The organism is Nocardioides sp. (assembly GCF_031397825.1).
Classification (GTDB): Bacteria; Actinomycetota; Actinomycetes; order Propionibacteriales; family Nocardioidaceae; genus Nocardioides.
Genome location: NZ_JANNML010000118.1, coordinates 1 through 14656 on the forward strand (window position 1 = coordinate 1; position 14656 = coordinate 14656).

Annotated in this window: 14 protein-coding genes; 11 read left to right on the forward strand and 3 right to left on the reverse strand. The window is 72.2% G+C overall.

The genetic code is table 11. The annotated features are described in order from the left end of the window. On the forward strand, positions 1 to 1170 hold a 1170-nt coding region (locus RMN98_RS10375; RefSeq protein ID WP_309648739.1), incomplete at its 5' end, for an HNH endonuclease signature motif containing protein. 184 nt (positions 1171 to 1354) lie between these two features. Beyond that, on the forward strand, positions 1355 to 2035 hold the full coding sequence (locus RMN98_RS10380; protein ID WP_309648740.1) for a hypothetical protein: 681 nt from the start codon (positions 1355 to 1357) through the stop codon (positions 2033 to 2035). Between the two features lie 95 nt (positions 2036 to 2130). On the opposite strand, the gene RMN98_RS10385 is transcribed toward RMN98_RS10380, so the two are convergent. After that, complete coding sequence (locus RMN98_RS10385; RefSeq protein WP_309648741.1) at positions 2131 to 2844, reverse strand: hypothetical protein; 714 nt, start codon at positions 2842 to 2844, stop codon at positions 2131 to 2133. 111 nt (positions 2845 to 2955) lie between these two features. Between RMN98_RS10385 and RMN98_RS10390 the strand changes: the two genes are divergently transcribed. Next, the gene (locus RMN98_RS10390) at positions 2956 to 4047 is read left to right on the forward strand and encodes a hypothetical protein (RefSeq protein ID WP_309648742.1); all 1092 of its coding nucleotides are present in this window, start codon (positions 2956 to 2958) and stop codon (positions 4045 to 4047) included. Here the strand turns inward: RMN98_RS10390 and RMN98_RS10395 are convergent. Further along, entirely contained in the window at positions 4017 to 4955 is a 939-nt protein-coding gene (locus RMN98_RS10395; protein WP_309648743.1) for an endonuclease/exonuclease/phosphatase family protein, read from the reverse strand. The genes RMN98_RS10390 and RMN98_RS10395 overlap by 31 nt on opposite strands. A gap of 118 nt (positions 4956 to 5073) precedes the next feature. On the opposite strand from RMN98_RS10395, the gene RMN98_RS10400 reads away from it, so the two are divergent. The 8 genes from RMN98_RS10400 to proB all read left to right on the forward strand — a co-directional run bounded on the left by RMN98_RS10400 (position 5074) and on the right by proB (position 14327). Continuing rightward, positions 5074 to 6237 carry a winged helix DNA-binding domain-containing protein gene (locus tag RMN98_RS10400; RefSeq protein ID WP_309648744.1) on the forward strand — a complete coding sequence of 388 codons (1164 nt, stop codon included), beginning with the start codon at positions 5074 to 5076 and terminating at the stop codon, positions 6235 to 6237. Continuing rightward, the gene (locus RMN98_RS10405) at positions 6234 to 6536 is read left to right on the forward strand and encodes a DUF4190 domain-containing protein (protein ID WP_309648745.1); all 303 of its coding nucleotides are present in this window, start codon (positions 6234 to 6236) and stop codon (positions 6534 to 6536) included. The genes RMN98_RS10400 and RMN98_RS10405 overlap by 4 nt, the downstream gene beginning before the upstream one ends. Before the next feature lie 62 nt (positions 6537 to 6598). Beyond that, on the forward strand, positions 6599 to 7318 hold the full coding sequence (locus RMN98_RS10410) for a TIGR03936 family radical SAM-associated protein (protein ID WP_309648746.1): 720 nt from the start codon (positions 6599 to 6601) through the stop codon (positions 7316 to 7318). Between the two features lie 362 nt (positions 7319 to 7680). Further along, positions 7681 to 10818, forward strand: coding sequence for an Rne/Rng family ribonuclease (locus RMN98_RS10415; protein ID WP_309648747.1), 3138 nt, complete (start codon positions 7681 to 7683; stop codon positions 10816 to 10818). A 163-nt stretch (positions 10819 to 10981) separates the two neighbouring features. Then, complete coding sequence (gene rplU / locus RMN98_RS10420; RefSeq protein ID WP_309648748.1) at positions 10982 to 11284, forward strand: 50S ribosomal protein L21; 303 nt, start codon at positions 10982 to 10984, stop codon at positions 11282 to 11284. A 33-nt stretch (positions 11285 to 11317) separates the two neighbouring features. After that, a complete protein-coding gene (gene rpmA / locus RMN98_RS10425; protein WP_091110203.1) occupies positions 11318 to 11572 on the forward strand; it encodes a 50S ribosomal protein L27 in 255 nt (84 codons plus the stop codon). A 101-nt stretch (positions 11573 to 11673) separates the two neighbouring features. After that, positions 11674 to 13209, forward strand: a complete 1536-nt coding sequence (obgE, locus tag RMN98_RS10430) for a GTPase ObgE (RefSeq protein ID WP_309648749.1) — start codon at positions 11674 to 11676, stop codon at positions 13207 to 13209. Then, positions 13206 to 14327, forward strand: coding sequence for a glutamate 5-kinase (gene proB, locus RMN98_RS10435; protein ID WP_309648750.1), 1122 nt, complete (start codon positions 13206 to 13208; stop codon positions 14325 to 14327). The genes obgE and proB overlap by 4 nt, the downstream gene beginning before the upstream one ends. Positions 14328 to 14433: 106 nt before the next feature. On the opposite strand, the gene RMN98_RS10440 is transcribed toward proB, so the two are convergent. Then, on the reverse strand, positions 14434 to 14656 hold a 223-nt coding region (locus RMN98_RS10440), incomplete at its 5' end, for a DUF1905 domain-containing protein (protein ID WP_309648751.1).

Sequence of the window (14656 nt, forward strand, 5' to 3'; positions counted from 1 at the left end):
GACGACGAGGACGCCGCGTCCTTCGGGGAACACGGCATCCCGTTGGCCGGGGACGGTGCGCCGTGGGTGCTGGAGTTCGCGGTCATGGAGCTCTGCGCCGCCCTCGGGGTCTCGACCGACGCCGGCAAACGCCACGTCGGGTGCGTCCTGGAGGTCCGCTACCGCCTGGCCCGCGTGTGGGAGCGCGTCATCTCAGGTGACCTCCCGTTCTGGCGGGCCCGGATGGTCGCGGAGCACACGATGTGCCTACCCGCCGCGGGTGCCGCCCACGTCGACCGCCTCATCGCCCACGTCGCGCACAAGGTGTCCTACCTCCAGCTCAAGCGCCTGGTCGAGGAGGCCCAGACCCGGTTCGACCCCGCCGAGGCCGAGAAACGCGCCCGCGCCGCAGCCGACGGACGCCACGTCTCGATCCACACCCACCAGGTCGGGATCAACGGCACCGTCGACGTCACCGGCACCCTGGACCTGCGCGACGCGTTGGACCTCGACGACGCCCTCAACAAGGGTGCAGCGGCTCTCGGAGTCGCCGGGTGCGTCGAGTCCCACGACGTACGCCGCTCCATCGCCGCCGGCGACCTCGCCCGCGGCCAGGTGTCCCTGCCCTTCGACAACGCGGACGGGCAGGAGTCGGTGGTGCCACCGCGCAGCCAGGTCGTCCTCCACGTCCACCTCGCCGAGGCCGCCCTGACCGGGGACCTCGACGGTTGTGTCGCCCGCGTCGAGAACACCCGGTCCCCGATCTGGGCCGACCGGGTCCGGGACTGGTGCGCCGCACCGGGCGTCCAGGTGACCGTGAAGCCGGTCATCGACCTCGCCGAGCAGATCAGCGTCGTCGCCTACGAGATCCCCGACCGCCTCCGCGTGCAGCGCGAGCTGATCGACCACCACTGCGTCTTCCCCTGGTGCACCCGACCGGCAGCATCAGCCGACCTCGACCACATCACCCCGCACGACCAGGGCGGGACCACGTCCACCGACAACACCGCACCGCTCTGCCGAGGGCACCACCGCGCCAAGACGCATGCCAGGTGGGACTACGACCGACTCGACGACACCACCTACGTGTGGCGCTCCCCGAACGGGCTGTTCTTCCGCCGCGACCACCACGGCACCACACCCATCACGGGCCCGATCACGAAGCCCGTCACTCCACCCGGCGAGACCTGAGTCCACCGCCCCGCACCCCGCCGCCGGCGGGGTCACAGGCACGTGCCGATCCGGGCCAACCGCGGCCTGCACCGACGTGGTCTCGACGCCTCCTCGCTGGTGCTCGTCAGATCGACCACCGAAACGGCCGCCACCCGCGCTGCGCCGGCGCGAGACGAGTCGGGGCGGGTGAGAGACTCCGGCAGTGCGCTCGACCTTTCCACCCGTCGACTTCCCGCTCTACGGACTCCCGGCCGATCCGCAGCTGCCGGGGCGCCTGTGGAACGTCGAGGGTGAGCTCGGCGCACCCACGTGGGCACTGTGGTGGTGCTTCGGACGAGTGGCGGAGCCGACCCACGGCGAGGTCTGGGTGCAGGTGGGGTGCCTCCCGCGTGAGCGGCACGCCAGGGTGATGACCCCTCGAGGCGGCGACCCGGTCCGAGAGGTGGCGTTCGCTGCCACGTTCGCCCTCACCAACGCGACCCTGCCGAGTGAGATCGAGCGGCCGGACGGCTACCTGGACAGGGTCGTCGACTTCGCGGGCCGACGGGCAGATGGCTACGAGCGATGGACGGACGTCACCTGGCGAGTCGACGGGCGCGCGGTCCCTGCCCGTCTGGTCCGCTGGGCCGGAGCGTGGGCCGGCTTCACCACGGCTGCCGCCGACGTCGACCTGGTGGCGGTCGGTCACGGCCTCGATGGAGCGCACCTGTCGCTGGTCGAGCTGGCCGACACGTCGGCCCTCCTCGTCGACCACCGCCCCACCATCGTCGTCGATGACGACGTCGAGCGCGGCCTGGAGACCGACTCCCGGCAGGATGACGACGACACCCACGGTGGCTGGCCCCTCCACCCCGACCACGGGGACGTCGTCAGGGGCTCCTAGCCCGCCGACCCCGCAAGCAGCAGCTCCCCGCACCCACGGACGGGGTGCGGGGAGCTGTCGGCGCCCGAAGGGTGGAGCTCAGTGCGGTGGTGCGGTCAGCGCAGCGACTCGGTGAGGTCGGAGCCGTCCTCGGCGAAGGCGACGCAGGCCAGCTTGTCGCCGGCGTCGGGCTCGGCGGTCTGGGTCAGGCCGATGTAGTTGTAGCCCTCGGTGATGAAGGTGTTGAGCTCCTCGTCGGTGAAGGCGATCGCCTCGTCGCACAGCGTGTTGGAGGCGTCGTCGCCGAAGTCGGCCACGTCGTCGCCCGACAGGGTGACCGTCGCGAGCACCTCGCCGTCGTGCTTCTCGCCGCAACCGACCTTCTTGATCTGGGAGACGGCCTCGTCGGAAGCGTTGAGCCCCTTCGCGGTCACGCAGTCGCCCGTCTTGAGGTTGTCGACCGACTCGCCGCCGAGGATCACGCCGGCCGCCACGAGGGCGATCAGCAAGATGACGACGATGATGTCGATCACGATGGCCGCGATGGCCAGGCCCTTGCCGCCACCCTTCTTCGCGAGCACGACGATCGCGAGCACGAGCGAGACCAGGGTCGTGAGACCGCAGGGGATGAGGGCGAGGACGAGGGCCGCGATGGCCATGCCCTTGCCCTTGGGGGGCTCCATGCCGCCGGGACCCGCGGGGTAGGCGTTCCCGTAGGGCGGCTGCTGGCCGCCGCCGTAGGGCTGCTGCGGAGCGCCGTAGGGGGTGTTGCCGGGCTGTCCCTCCGGAGTGCCATAGGGCTGTCCGGGACCTTCAGGTGGTGTAGTCACGCGCACACCCTAGGGCGCGAGGGCCCCTGCCTGTGGGTACTTCTCCGAACCAGTCGGCGGGTGTCGTCGGGGCCTCGAGGGCTCACCCGGTCGCGTGGCTATGCTGCGCCGGTGACCACGCGCCCGCTCTACGTTCACGTCGGTGCGAGCAAGACCGGGACGTCCGCGCTCCAAGCGGGGCTGTGGGAGTCCAAGCGGTTCCTGCGCCGCTCGGGCATCGGACTGCCGTTCGTGGGCAGGCCGGCCCACGTCCGACGCCTGCTGCGACCGCTGGGCTGGACCATGGGCACCGGTTTCGACCGGCCGCCGAGGCCGAAGGTGCTGCGCGAGCTGGCCGCGCGCCTCCGCGACACCCCGGGTGACCGGCTGCTGGTGAGCAACGAGGACCTCTGCGAGCTCGACACCCCCCGCATCGACCTGGTGCGGGAGCTGGCGGCGGCCGCCGACCTCGACCTGCGTGTCGTCGTCTCCGCACGCGACTGGGCCAAGCAGCTGCCGTCGGAGTGGCAGCAGTTCCTCAAGCACCGGCTCACCACCGACTACGACTCCTTCCTCGACCAGGTACGACGGCGCGAGGGCGCCGCGGCCGAGCACTACTGGCAGCGTCAGGACGTGGCCGGCATCTGCGCGCGGTGGGCGACCGGTCTCGACCCGGCCGACGTCCACGTCATCGCGGTCCCTCCCATGTCCGCGGACGCCGACGGTGTCTTCCGGCTCTTCGGCGAGGCCGTCGGCTTCGACGCGACCCGGCTGACCCTGCCGACCCACCACGTCAACGCCTCGTTCGGCTACGTCGAGGCCGAGGTCCTGCGCCGGCTCAACGCCAGCCTGGGGGAGCGCTTGCCCGACTACGAGTCGGACTACGTGCCGGCGGTGCGCAACGTGCTGGTCCGCGGGGTCCTCGCCCGCGAGTCCAGTGCCAAGATCACCCTGCCTCCCGAGCACCTCGCCTGGGTGCGCGACCTCGGCCAGCAGCACCTCGAGGCGCTGCGCAGCGGGGGCTACACGCTGCACGGCGACCCGCGCTACCTCGTGGCCGGCGAGGACGCCGCCAAGGCGCTGCCCCCGCTCGACCCTCAGGAGGTGGCCGACGCCGCGGTCGAGACGCTCGCGTCTTTCGCGACGCGGGTCCACCAGCGTCGGGGTCGGCGCGGCGGCCGAGGTCCGGGCGGTCAGCAGCCAGCGGGGCGCGGCAGGGCGTAGTCGACCAGCACGGCCCGATGGTCCGCGATCCGCGAGGCCAGCACCTGCGCCTGCTCGGGCACCCAACCGCCCGCGCCGTAGAGCACGTAGTCGATGCGGCGCTTCGGCACGCGCGGTGGCACGGTCAGACCGTCACCGACGCCCACGAGCGGCCACGGGTCCGAGGTGAAGGTGTCGATGACCTGCATCGCGGGTGACCCGCTCTCGGCGTTGAGGTCACCTCCGAGCAGGAACGGCCGGTCGCTCTCGGCGACCAGCCTGCGCACGCCGCGGGCCTGCACGATCCGGATCACGCCGCGGGTGTGCTGGAAGTGGGTGTTGTAGACGTCGACGGCGCCGCCGGGCACGTCGATCGTCGCGCGCAGCAGGCCGCGCTGCTGGAGGCCGGGGAAGTTGGGCAGCAGCTGGTTGGACCAGCTGAGGATCGGCCGGGAGCTGAGGGTCGCCGTACCGGACTCGCGGCGCGGTGCGCCCTCCGACTCCGGCGGACGGGTGAAGTTGCGGCCGAAGACGACGTCCATGCCCAGCAGCCGTCCCAGCTCCGCGGGCTGGTCGTCGAGGCCGGACTTCGCACGGAAGCGGTGCACCTCCTGCAGGAGCACCACGTCGGCGTCCCAGGCGCGGATCTCGTCGGCCATGCCGGGGAGGTCGTAGCCGTCGCGCCCGACCGCGCCGTGGATGTTGATCGTGGCCACCCGGAGCCGCTGGGTGGGGGTCGGCACGCAGGTGGCGCCCGGATCCGTCGGCGGCAGGGTCGGCGGCACGTCGGTCGGTGGCGGCAGGCCGGAGGACGGGGCCGGGAGCGGCAGGCGGACCCCGGGTTCGTCGGGGCGGGGCCAGAAGACGACGAGGCACACGACGAGCACGAGCGCGAGGGCCGCGAAACCGGCGTGGATCCAGCGGTTCATCGGTGCCTCCGTCCGTGGGTGGGTGCTCCTCGGGCGTGGCCCAGGGTAGGGGGCGTCTTTCGGTGATCCACCCTCCAGGGCCCCTCCGGGTGTCCCCGGGATCGGGCACCATGAGGGGATGCGACTGATCAGCGACGCCGAGCGCCGGGCCCGCATCGGGCAGCGCCACGCGATCGCGCCGGGTCGCAGGGCGCCGGGGCCGGAGCAGGCGACCCGGGTGATGACGGTGCTGCACTCGACCGAGCCGGCGACGGTCTTCCTCTCGCTCTTCGCCCGGGTGGACGGACTCACGCGCGACGACGTCGACCGGGCGCTCTACGTCGACCGCACGCTGGTCAAGCAGCTCGCGATGCGGCGCACCCTCTTCGTCCTCCCGCGCGACCTGCTGCCCGCGGCCTGGGGGAGCGCGTCGGCGCGGGTCGCCGAGACGGAGGGCAAGCGGATCGTGCAGGACATCGTGAAGGCGGGGGTCGCGGACGACGGGGTCGCCTGGCTCGACGAGGCCCGCGAGGCGGTGCTCGACCTGCTCGCTGACACCCCGACCGGACGGACCGCCCTGGAGCTGCGGGAGGCGATCGCGCACATCGACGTCAAGATCGACGTCACGGCCGGCTCCACCTGGGGCGCCGGGCGGGTGCTGACGCACCTCGGTGCGACCGGTGACCTCGTGCGGGGCGCCAACACGCTCCACTGGCGGCTCTCGCGGCCGCGGTGGACCCGGATGGGGGACTGGCTCGACGTCGTACCCCCTCCGCTGGAGGCGCGCGAGGGCTATGCCGAGCTCGTCCGACGCTGGCTCGCCACCTTCGGGCCCGGCACGGTCGAGGACGTCCTGTGGTGGCTCGGCGGGACCAAGGGTGCGGTGCGCCAGGCCCTGCTCGACGTCGCCGCGGTCGAGGTCGCGCTCGAGCGCGACGGCGCCGGCTGGGTGCTGCCCGACGACGTCGACGAGGTCGGACCCACCGAGCCCTGGGCGGCGCTGCTGCCGGTGCTGGACCCGACCGTCATGGGGTGGAAGCAACGCGAGTTCTACCTAGGTGCGCACGGCCCGGCGCTCTTCGACCGCAACGGCAACGCCGGCACCACGGCCTGGTGGGACGGGCGCGTCGTGGGCTGCTGGGTCCAGGACTCCGACGGGGTCGTGGAGGTGCGGTTGCTGGAGGACACGCCGCGCACAGGCCAGGAGGCCCTGGCCGGCGAGGCTGCACGCCTCACCGAATGGCTCGAGGGGCAGCGGGTCAGTACGGTCTACCCTTCCCCGGCGATGAAGGAGCCACGTTGACGCAGCAGCCCCCGCCGGGCGCTCCCTACCCGTCTCCTCAGCCGCCGGCCAACGGCCACGCGGTCGCGGCGCTGGTGCTGGGCGTGGTCTCGCTGACCGGCTGCTCGTTCGTCACGGGGATTCCGGCGATGATCCTCGGCCGCATGGCCCAGCGCGAGATCGCCGAGTCCGGTGGCCGGTCCTCGGGCCACGACCTCGCCACGATTGGGTTCTGGCTGGGGCTGGTCGCCACGGTGATCGGCACCCTCGCCGTGCTCGGCGTCCTCGCGATCTTCTTCGGCTTCGTCCTCGTCGGCTAGCCAGACCCGGCTCCAGCACCGCCTGATCCATCCGAACCCTCGACCAGAGCAGGACCCGTCCCATGGCACGCAACCAGCCCGAGCAGCAGGCGCCGCCCGTCCAACGCCTCCGCATCCGCTACGCCAAGCGCGGCCGGCTGCGCTTCAGCAGCCACCGCGACTTCTCCCGGGCCTTCGAGCGGGCGATCTTCCGGGCTCGGGTCCCGATGGCCTACTCCTCGGGCTTCAACCCGCACCCCCGCATCTCCTATGCCGGCGCGGCCCCGACGGGGTCGGCCAGCGAGGCGGAGTTCCTCGAGATCGGCCTCGCCGAGGTCGTCGACCCCGCGGCGATCCATGCCGCGCTGCTCGAGGCCCTGCCCGACGGTCTCGACGTGGTCGAGGTCGTCGAGTCGCCCGGGGGAGCCCTGGCCGACCAGCTCGAGGCGAGCCGGTGGCAGATCGACATCGAGGCCTCGCTCGAGCAGGTCGAGGCGGCGGTGGCGACCTTCCTGGCCGCCGAGTCGGTGCTCGTGGAGCGCATGACGAAGAAGGGCCTGCGCGAGTTCGACTGCCGTGCCGCGGTGCTCTCGTTGGCGGCCGTCCCGGGGGACCGCGGCGCGCGTCTCGACCTCGTCCTGCGTCACGGGGTCCCGGCCGTCCGGCCCGACGACGTGCTCTCCGGGCTGGCCCGCACCTCCGACCTCGCCCCGGTCCAGACCCCGCTCCTGACGCGGCTCACCCAGGGCCCCCTCGACCCCGAGACCGGTGAGATCGGCGACCCGCTGCGGCCGAGGAGATAGTCCGTTTCCGATCGGTTGTGCGATAGTGGCTCTGGTTGATGACCCGTGGTCGACTCCTCACCAGGAGCTTGCCGCCTGATTCGACCCGACGACGTTCTCGCCGGACACCTCGCACCTGAGGGGCCCGGCACAGTGGTTGGAAGTCGTCGCCGGACCGCGACGCGGCCAGTGATAGTCGGTGACAGCGACTCTCGCCTGTGGCCCTGCGACCGCGGCAGGTGACGTGTCTCCCGTCCAGTGACGCACCTGCGGAGGGTGTCGCCGCCACACGAAGGCTTTGCGCTGTCGATCCCCTAGCTTGTCGGATCCACGGCGTCTGACACGCCCGGACGGCACGCCGCTCCGGGTCGAGGAGCAGCACCATGGCTGACGACGACACCACCTCACCTGACACTCCTGTCACCGAGGTCGTCCCCACCGACACCACCAGCGGCACGCCCGGCGACGCGCCGGCCAAGCCGGCCAAGAAGGCCGCAGCCAAGCGCGCACCGGCCAAGAAGACCGCCGCCAAGCGCACGGCCAAGAAGGCCGCGCCGGCGTCCGAGCCCCTGGTCGAGGTCCCGGCCGAGGCCGAGGCCGAGGCGCCCGCCCCGGCGAAGAAGGCCGCGGCCAGGAAGACGGCAGCGAAGAAGGCTCCGGCCAAGAAGGCGGCCGCGAAGAGGACCGCCGCGCCGGCCGAGCAGGACGCCCCCACCGAGACGACGGAGGCTGCGGCTGCCGAGGCCGACGCGGGTGCTGCGGCTCCGATGGTGCTCTTCCAGGCGCCGGAGAAGACCACCCCCGCCCGCCGCACGCGCAAGTCGGCCGCCACCCGGGCCGCCGAGGCGGCTGCCGCGGACGCGAGCACCGCACCCGCCGAGCCGGACGAGGTCGCTCCTGCGATCGACGCACCCCCCGCCCGCACCCCGCGCAAGCGTTCCTCGTCGCGCTCTCGGAAGCCGGCGGCTGAGACCCCGGTGGAGCCGAGCGACGACGAGATCGACGACGAGGTCGCTGCGGCGACGGCCGCCTCGGCGACCAGTCCCGAGCACGCGCCCTCCGCCGAGGCCGACCAGGCCGCCGACGACGGTGAGGGTGACGAGGACAACGACGACGACGGCGACAACGAGGCCAGCGGCGAGGGTGGTGGCCCGCGCCGTCGCCGTCGACGCGGTGGCCGTCGCCGCCGCAAGGCCGGCGACAACGACGACTCCGCCGGCGACGACGCGGGCGACGACTCCTCCGACGACAGCGACAACGCCCCCCAGGGCAGTCGCAACCAGGGCGGCCGCGGCCAGGGTGGCCGTGGCAACCAGAACAACCAGGGCGGCCAGGGCGGCCAGGGCAACCAGGGAGGCCAGAGCGGCCCGGGCAACCAGGCCGAGCAGGACGACGACGCGGGGGACGAGGGCGGCAGCACCCGCCGCCGTCGCCGTCGGCGTCGCGAGGGCGAGGGCGACGCGGGTGGCAACGGCGACGAGCCCAACACCGTCACCCGGGTCCGCAAGCCCCGCAACGCCGAGGACGAGATCACCGCGATCGCGGGCTCGACCCGCCTCGAGGCCAAGAAGCAGCGTCGTCGCGAGGGTCGCGAGGCCGGTCGTCGCCGCGCCCCGATCGTCAGCGAGGCCGAGTTCCTCGCCCGCCGCGAGTCGGTCGACCGGGTCATGGTCATCCGCCAGGCCGACGAGCTGACCCAGATCGGCGTGCTCGAGGACAAGGTGCTCGTCGAGCACTACGTCGCCCGGGAGTCGCAGACCTCGCTCATCGGCAACGTCTACCTCGGTCGCGTGCAGAACGTCCTGCCCTCGATGGAGGCCGCCTTCATCGACATCGGCAAGGGCCGCAACGCCGTCCTCTACGCCGGTGAGGTCAACTGGTCCGCGCTGGGCCACAAGGACGGCCAGTCCCGCAAGATCGAGTCGGTGCTCAGCTCGGGCCAGTCGATCCTGGTGCAGGTCACCAAGGACCCGGTCGGTCACAAGGGTGCGCGCCTGACCAGCCAGGTCAGCCTCGCCGGCCGCTTCCTGGTCTACGTGCCCGACGGCACCACCAGCGGCATCTCCCGCAAGCTTCCCGACACCGAGCGCAACCGCCTGAAGTCCCTGCTCAAGGAGATCGTCCCCGAGACCGCCGGCGTCATCGTGCGCACCGCGGCCGAGGGCGCCAGCGAGGAGGAGCTGACCCACGACGTCGAGCGCCTCAAGGCTCGCTGGGACGACATCGACGGCAAGGCCAAGGGCCAGGCCCCGCAGCTGCTCTACGGCGAGCCCGACCTGACCCTCAAGGTCGTGCGCGACCTCTTCACCGAGGACTTCAAGGAGCTCGTCATCCAGGGCGAGGAGGCGTGGGAGAGCGTGCAGTCCTACGTCGCCCAGGTCGCCCCCGACCTGCAGGACCGGGTCAAGCGCTACGACGGCGGTGGCGACGCGTTCGCGACCTACCGCATCGACGAGCAGATCGCCAAGGGTCTCGATCGCAAGGTGTGGCTGCCCTCCGGTGGCTCGCTGGTCATCGACCGCACCGAGGCGATGACGGTCGTCGACGTCAACACCGGCAAGTTCACCGGCTCGGGAGGCAACCTCGAGGAGACCGTCACCAAGAACAACCTGGAGGCGGCCGAGGAGATCGTGCGTCAGCTCCGGCTGCGCGACATCGGCGGCATCATCGTCGTCGACTTCATCGACATGGTCCTCGAGTCCAACCGCGATCTGGTGCTGCGTCGCCTCGTCGAGTGCCTGGGCCGTGACCGCACCCGCCACCAGGTCGCCGAGGTCACCTCGCTCGGCCTGGTGCAGATGACCCGCAAGAAGATCGGCACCGGCCTCGTGGAGGCCTTCAGCCACAACTGCGAGCACTGCCAGGGTCGCGGTCTCGTGATCCAGGACCATCCCGTCGAGCCCAAGGGTGGCGGCGGCGACGAGCAGCAGTCCCGCCCGGGCAGCGGTGGCGGACGTCGCTCGCGGGGCCGCGGACGCGGTCAGCAGGACGACCAGGCAGCGCCCGCCCAGGGCGCTCCCAAGGCCACGCCGTCCCCCAAGGACATCGCGGCCATGGCCAAGCCCGAGAACGCCGGTCGCGCCGCGGACGAGGTGGAGGACGAGGTGGAGGAGACCCCGGTGGTCGAGAACCCCGCCCCGTCGGAGCCCGAGAGCCAGGAGCAGGCCGTCGAGGCCGAGCCGTTCGTGGAGGCCGAGCCGGCCGCCGCGACGGAGCCGGAGCCGGAGCCCGAGGCCCCGGCCGAGCCGGAGGCCCCCAAGGTCGTCACGCGCACCCGTCGTACGACGCGCTCGACGGCGACCATCAGCACGACGCCGGCGACGATGCCCAGCGTGGTCGTCTCCGCGGCCCCGGAGCAGGCAGCCGTCCCGGTCGTCACGGCCGAGCCGCCCAAGGTCGTCACCCGCACCCGGGGACGCGCCCGCGCGGCCGAGCCCGAGCCCACGGCGGACGAGCCCACGGCGGACGAGTCGGCGGTGGAGCACGTGCCGGTGAAGAAGAAGGGCGCCCGCAAGCGCTGACACGGGCGCCGCTCGCCCACGTTTTGCGGTGCGAGCGGCGCGTCCGTACTATTGACCCTCGGTGCGTCGACGCGTGCCCAGCTCTGCCCGGCAGCCCACCACGCGGGTGGTCGTGGCCCGGGGCAGACCCAGTTTTTTCAGTGAGACAACGAAGGAGACCGCGGTGTACGCGATCGTGCGCGCAGGCGCCAAGCAGCAGAAGGTCGCCGTGGGCGACGTCATCGAGATCGACAAGGTGAAGACCGGTGTCGGCGAGTCGGTGACCCTGCCGGTCGTGCTCGTGGTCGACGGCGAGACCATCACCTCGACGGGCCTCGACAAGGCCGGAGTGACCGTCGAGGTCCTCGGCGCCTCCAAGGGTCCCAAGATCGTGATCCAGAAGTACAAGAACAAGACCGGCTACAAGAAGCGCCAGGGGCACCGCCAGAAGTACACCCAGGTCAAGGTCACCGACATCTCTCTCTGAGCCTGGCTCGAGACACACCCGAAGGACTACGAAATGGCTCACAAGAAGGGCGCCGCGTCCACCAAGAACGGTCGCGACTCCAACTCCCAGCGCCTCGGCGTCAAGCGCTTCGGCGGTCAGGCTGTCAATGCCGGCGAGATCATCGTGCGCCAGCGCGGCACCCACTTCCACCCGGGCAGCGGCGTCGGCCGCGGCGGTGACGACACCCTCTTCGCGCTGATCCCCGGCGCCGTGGAGTTCGGCCGCAAGCGCGGCCGCAAGGTCATCAACATCGTCCCGGGCGAGTGACCTGACGCTCGCTCGTTCCACCTCCGCGCAAGGGCGTCCCTGATCCCGGGGCCGCCCTTTCGCTATTTTCGCAACAACGACAACAGACAAGGCGGTGAACCATGGCAGTCCCGACTTTCGTCGACAAGGTGTCTCTCCACGTGAGCGCTGGTCGCGGCGGACACGGCGTGGCCTCGGTGCACCGTGAGAAGTTCAAGCCCCTCGGTGGGCCCGACGGCGGCAACGGCGGGCCGGGTGGCTCGATCATCCTGCGCGTCGACCCCGACGTGACGACCCTGATCGACTACCACCACAGCCCCAAGCGGACCGCCGAGAACGGCGGCCACGGCGCGGGCTCGCACAAGAACGGCGGCCACGGGGCCGACCTGGTGCTCGCGGTCCCTGACGGGACGGTCGTCACCGACGCCAAGGGCACCCCGCTCGCCGACATGGTCGGTCCCGGCACGGAGCTGGTCATCGCGGCCGGTGGCCGTGGCGGTCTCGGCAACGCGGCGCTGGCCAGCTCCAAGCGCAAGGCGCCCGGCTTCGCCCTGCTCGGTGAGCCCGGCGACGAGCTCGAGATCCGTCTCGAGCTGAAGGTCGTGGCCGACATCGGCCTGGTCGGCTTCCCCAGCGCGGGCAAGTCCAGCCTGATCGCCTCGATCTCGCGGGCCCGGCCCAAGATCGCCGACTACCCGTTCACGACCCTGGTGCCCAACCTGGGCGTGGTCACGGCCGGCGAGACGACGTTCACCGTCGCCGACGTGCCTGGCCTGATCGAGGGTGCCAGCGAGGGCCGCGGCCTCGGCCACGACTTCCTGCGCCACATCGAGCGCTGCGCGGCGCTGGTCCACGTGATCGACACCGCCACCATGGAGCCCGGCCGCAACCCGGCCGAGGACCTCGACATCATGGAGAACGAGCTCACCCGCTACGGCGGACTCGAGGACCGGCCCCGCCTGGTCGCGCTCAACAAGATCGACGTCCCTGACGGACGCGACATCTCCGACATCACCATCGACGACCTGCGCGAGCGCGGCCTGCGCGTCTTCCCGGTCTCCGCGGCGAGCGGCGAGGGGATGCGCGAGCTGACCTTCGCCATGGCCGAGATCGTGCGTGCGGCCCGGGCCGAGCGCGAGGTCGTGGCAGCCCAGCGGATCGTCCTGCGCCCGCCCAACGCCGACGGCGGCCAGGACTTCACCGTGCAGGAGTCGCCCGACGGGTGGCGCGTCAAGGGCACCAAGCCCGAGCGCTGGGTGCGCCAGACCGACTTCAGCAACGACGAGGCCGTCGGCTTCCTCGCCGACCGCCTCAACCGGCTGGGCGTCGAGACCACGCTGGTCAAGATGGGCGCGGTCGAGGGCGACACGGTCATCATCGGCGCCGACGACAACTCCGTGGTCTTCGACTTCAAGCCCGGCATCGACGCGGGTGCTGAGAACCTCGCCCGTCGCGGCGAGGACGAGCGCTTCGAGGAAAAGCGCCCTGCGCACGGTCGTCGCAAGGCCATCCAGGAGGGCATGGAGGACCGCGCGGAGACCGAGACCCGCGCCGACGTTGCCCGTCGTCTCGACAAGCCGGAGAAGTACGGACCCAAGGCCTACGTCATCGGCTCGCCCGAGGACCCCGACTGGGCTGAGAGCGACCCCGACGCATGACCGAGGGCCTGCGGCTCGAGGTCACCGGCGCACGCCGGATCGTGGTGAAGGTCGGCTCGTCGTCCCTCACGAGCGCCGCAGGCGGGATCGACCCCTCCCACCTCAGCCGGCTCGTCGACGTCCTGGTCGCTGCCCGGCAGCGTGGCGCCGAGGTGGTGCTGGTGTCCTCGGGCGCGATCGCGGCCGGGTTGGCGCCGCTCGGCCTGGCCAAGCGGCCGCGCGGGCTGGCCGCCCAGCAGGCGGCCGCATCGGTGGGGCAGGGGCTGCTCGTCCACCGCTACACCGAGGAGCTCGCCCGCCACGGCGTCGTGGCGGGTCAGGTGCTCCTGACGCTCGACGACGTGACCCGGCGCTCGCACTACCGCAACGCCTACCAGACCTTCGCCAAGCTCCTCGAGCTCGGTGTGCTGCCGATCGTCAACGAGAACGACACTGTCGCGACCAACGAGATCCGCTTCGGTGACAACGACCGGCTGGCCTCGCTCGTGGCCCACCTGGTCCACGCGGACCTGCTGGTGCTGCTCTCCGACGTCGACGGTCTCCACGACGCCGACCCCCGCGAGCCCGGTGCGCGCCGGATCACCGACGTGACCTCGCCCGCCGACCTCGCGCAGGTGCAGATCGGCAGCGCCGGGGTGGCCGGGGTGGGCACCGGCGGCATGCAGACCAAGGTCGAGGCGGCCCGGATCGCCACCGGCGCCGGCATCCCGGTCGTCCTGGCGGCCGCCGACCAGGCCGCGGTCGCCCTGGCCGGTGAGGCTGTCGGCACCCTCTTCCACGCCACCGGCCGCCGGCAGCCGACGCGGCTGCTCTGGCTGGCCCACGCGACCGAGCCCAAGGGGACGCTCCTGCTGGACCCGGGCGCCGTACGCGCGGTGGTCGAGCGGCACGCCTCGCTGCTGGCCGCCGGCATCACCGGCGTGACCGGTGCCTTCACCGCCGGCGACCCGGTCAACCTGGCCGGCCCCGACGGGGTACCCGTCGCGCGCGGCCTGGTCAACTTCGACGCCGACGAGGTGCCCCAGCTGCTGGGTCGCTCGTCGCAGGACCTCAAGCGTGAGCTGGGGGCTGCCTACGAGCGCGAGGTCGTCCACCGCGACGACCTGGTATTGCTCTGACCCCAGCCCGGGGGTCGAGTCGGCGCAATGTTGCAGCGTGGGTCGGGAGGCTGTGCAACATCGCGCCGACTCGGCGTACGCGGGGCAACATCGCGCCGACTCGGCGTCAGACGGCGATCGTGAGCCCGATGGTCACCACGTCGCCCAGCGCGAGCGACTCCGCCCTGCGGATCTCGTCCTTGAGCGGCACGACGTAGCCGCCGTCCTTGGGCCACAGCGCCGTCGTGACGTCCGTGGCGCCGACGCGCACGGTCGCGGGGATCATGCCCCAGCCATAGCTCACCATCGGCAAGACGGCGAGGAGCTCGGCGCACTCGTCCTCGGGCACC

Excerpts from the sequence above, each read along its gene's own strand:
- obgE (WP_309648749.1), top strand. The coding sequence starts at position 11,674 with ATGGCAGTCCCGACTTTCGTCGACAAGGTGTCTCTCCACGTGAGCGCT.
- RMN98_RS10395 (WP_309648743.1), bottom strand. The coding sequence starts at position 4,955 with ATGAACCGCTGGATCCACGCCGGTTTCGCGGCCCTCGCGCTCGTGCTC.
- RMN98_RS10400 (WP_309648744.1), top strand. The coding sequence starts at position 5,074 with ATGCGACTGATCAGCGACGCCGAGCGCCGGGCCCGCATCGGGCAGCGC.
- proB (WP_309648750.1), top strand. The coding sequence starts at position 13,206 with ATGACCGAGGGCCTGCGGCTCGAGGTCACCGGCGCACGCCGGATCGTG.
- rpmA (WP_091110203.1), top strand. The coding sequence starts at position 11,318 with ATGGCTCACAAGAAGGGCGCCGCGTCCACCAAGAACGGTCGCGACTCC.
- RMN98_RS10410 (WP_309648746.1), top strand. The coding sequence starts at position 6,599 with ATGGCACGCAACCAGCCCGAGCAGCAGGCGCCGCCCGTCCAACGCCTC.
- RMN98_RS10415 (WP_309648747.1), top strand. The coding sequence starts at position 7,681 with ATGGCTGACGACGACACCACCTCACCTGACACTCCTGTCACCGAGGTC.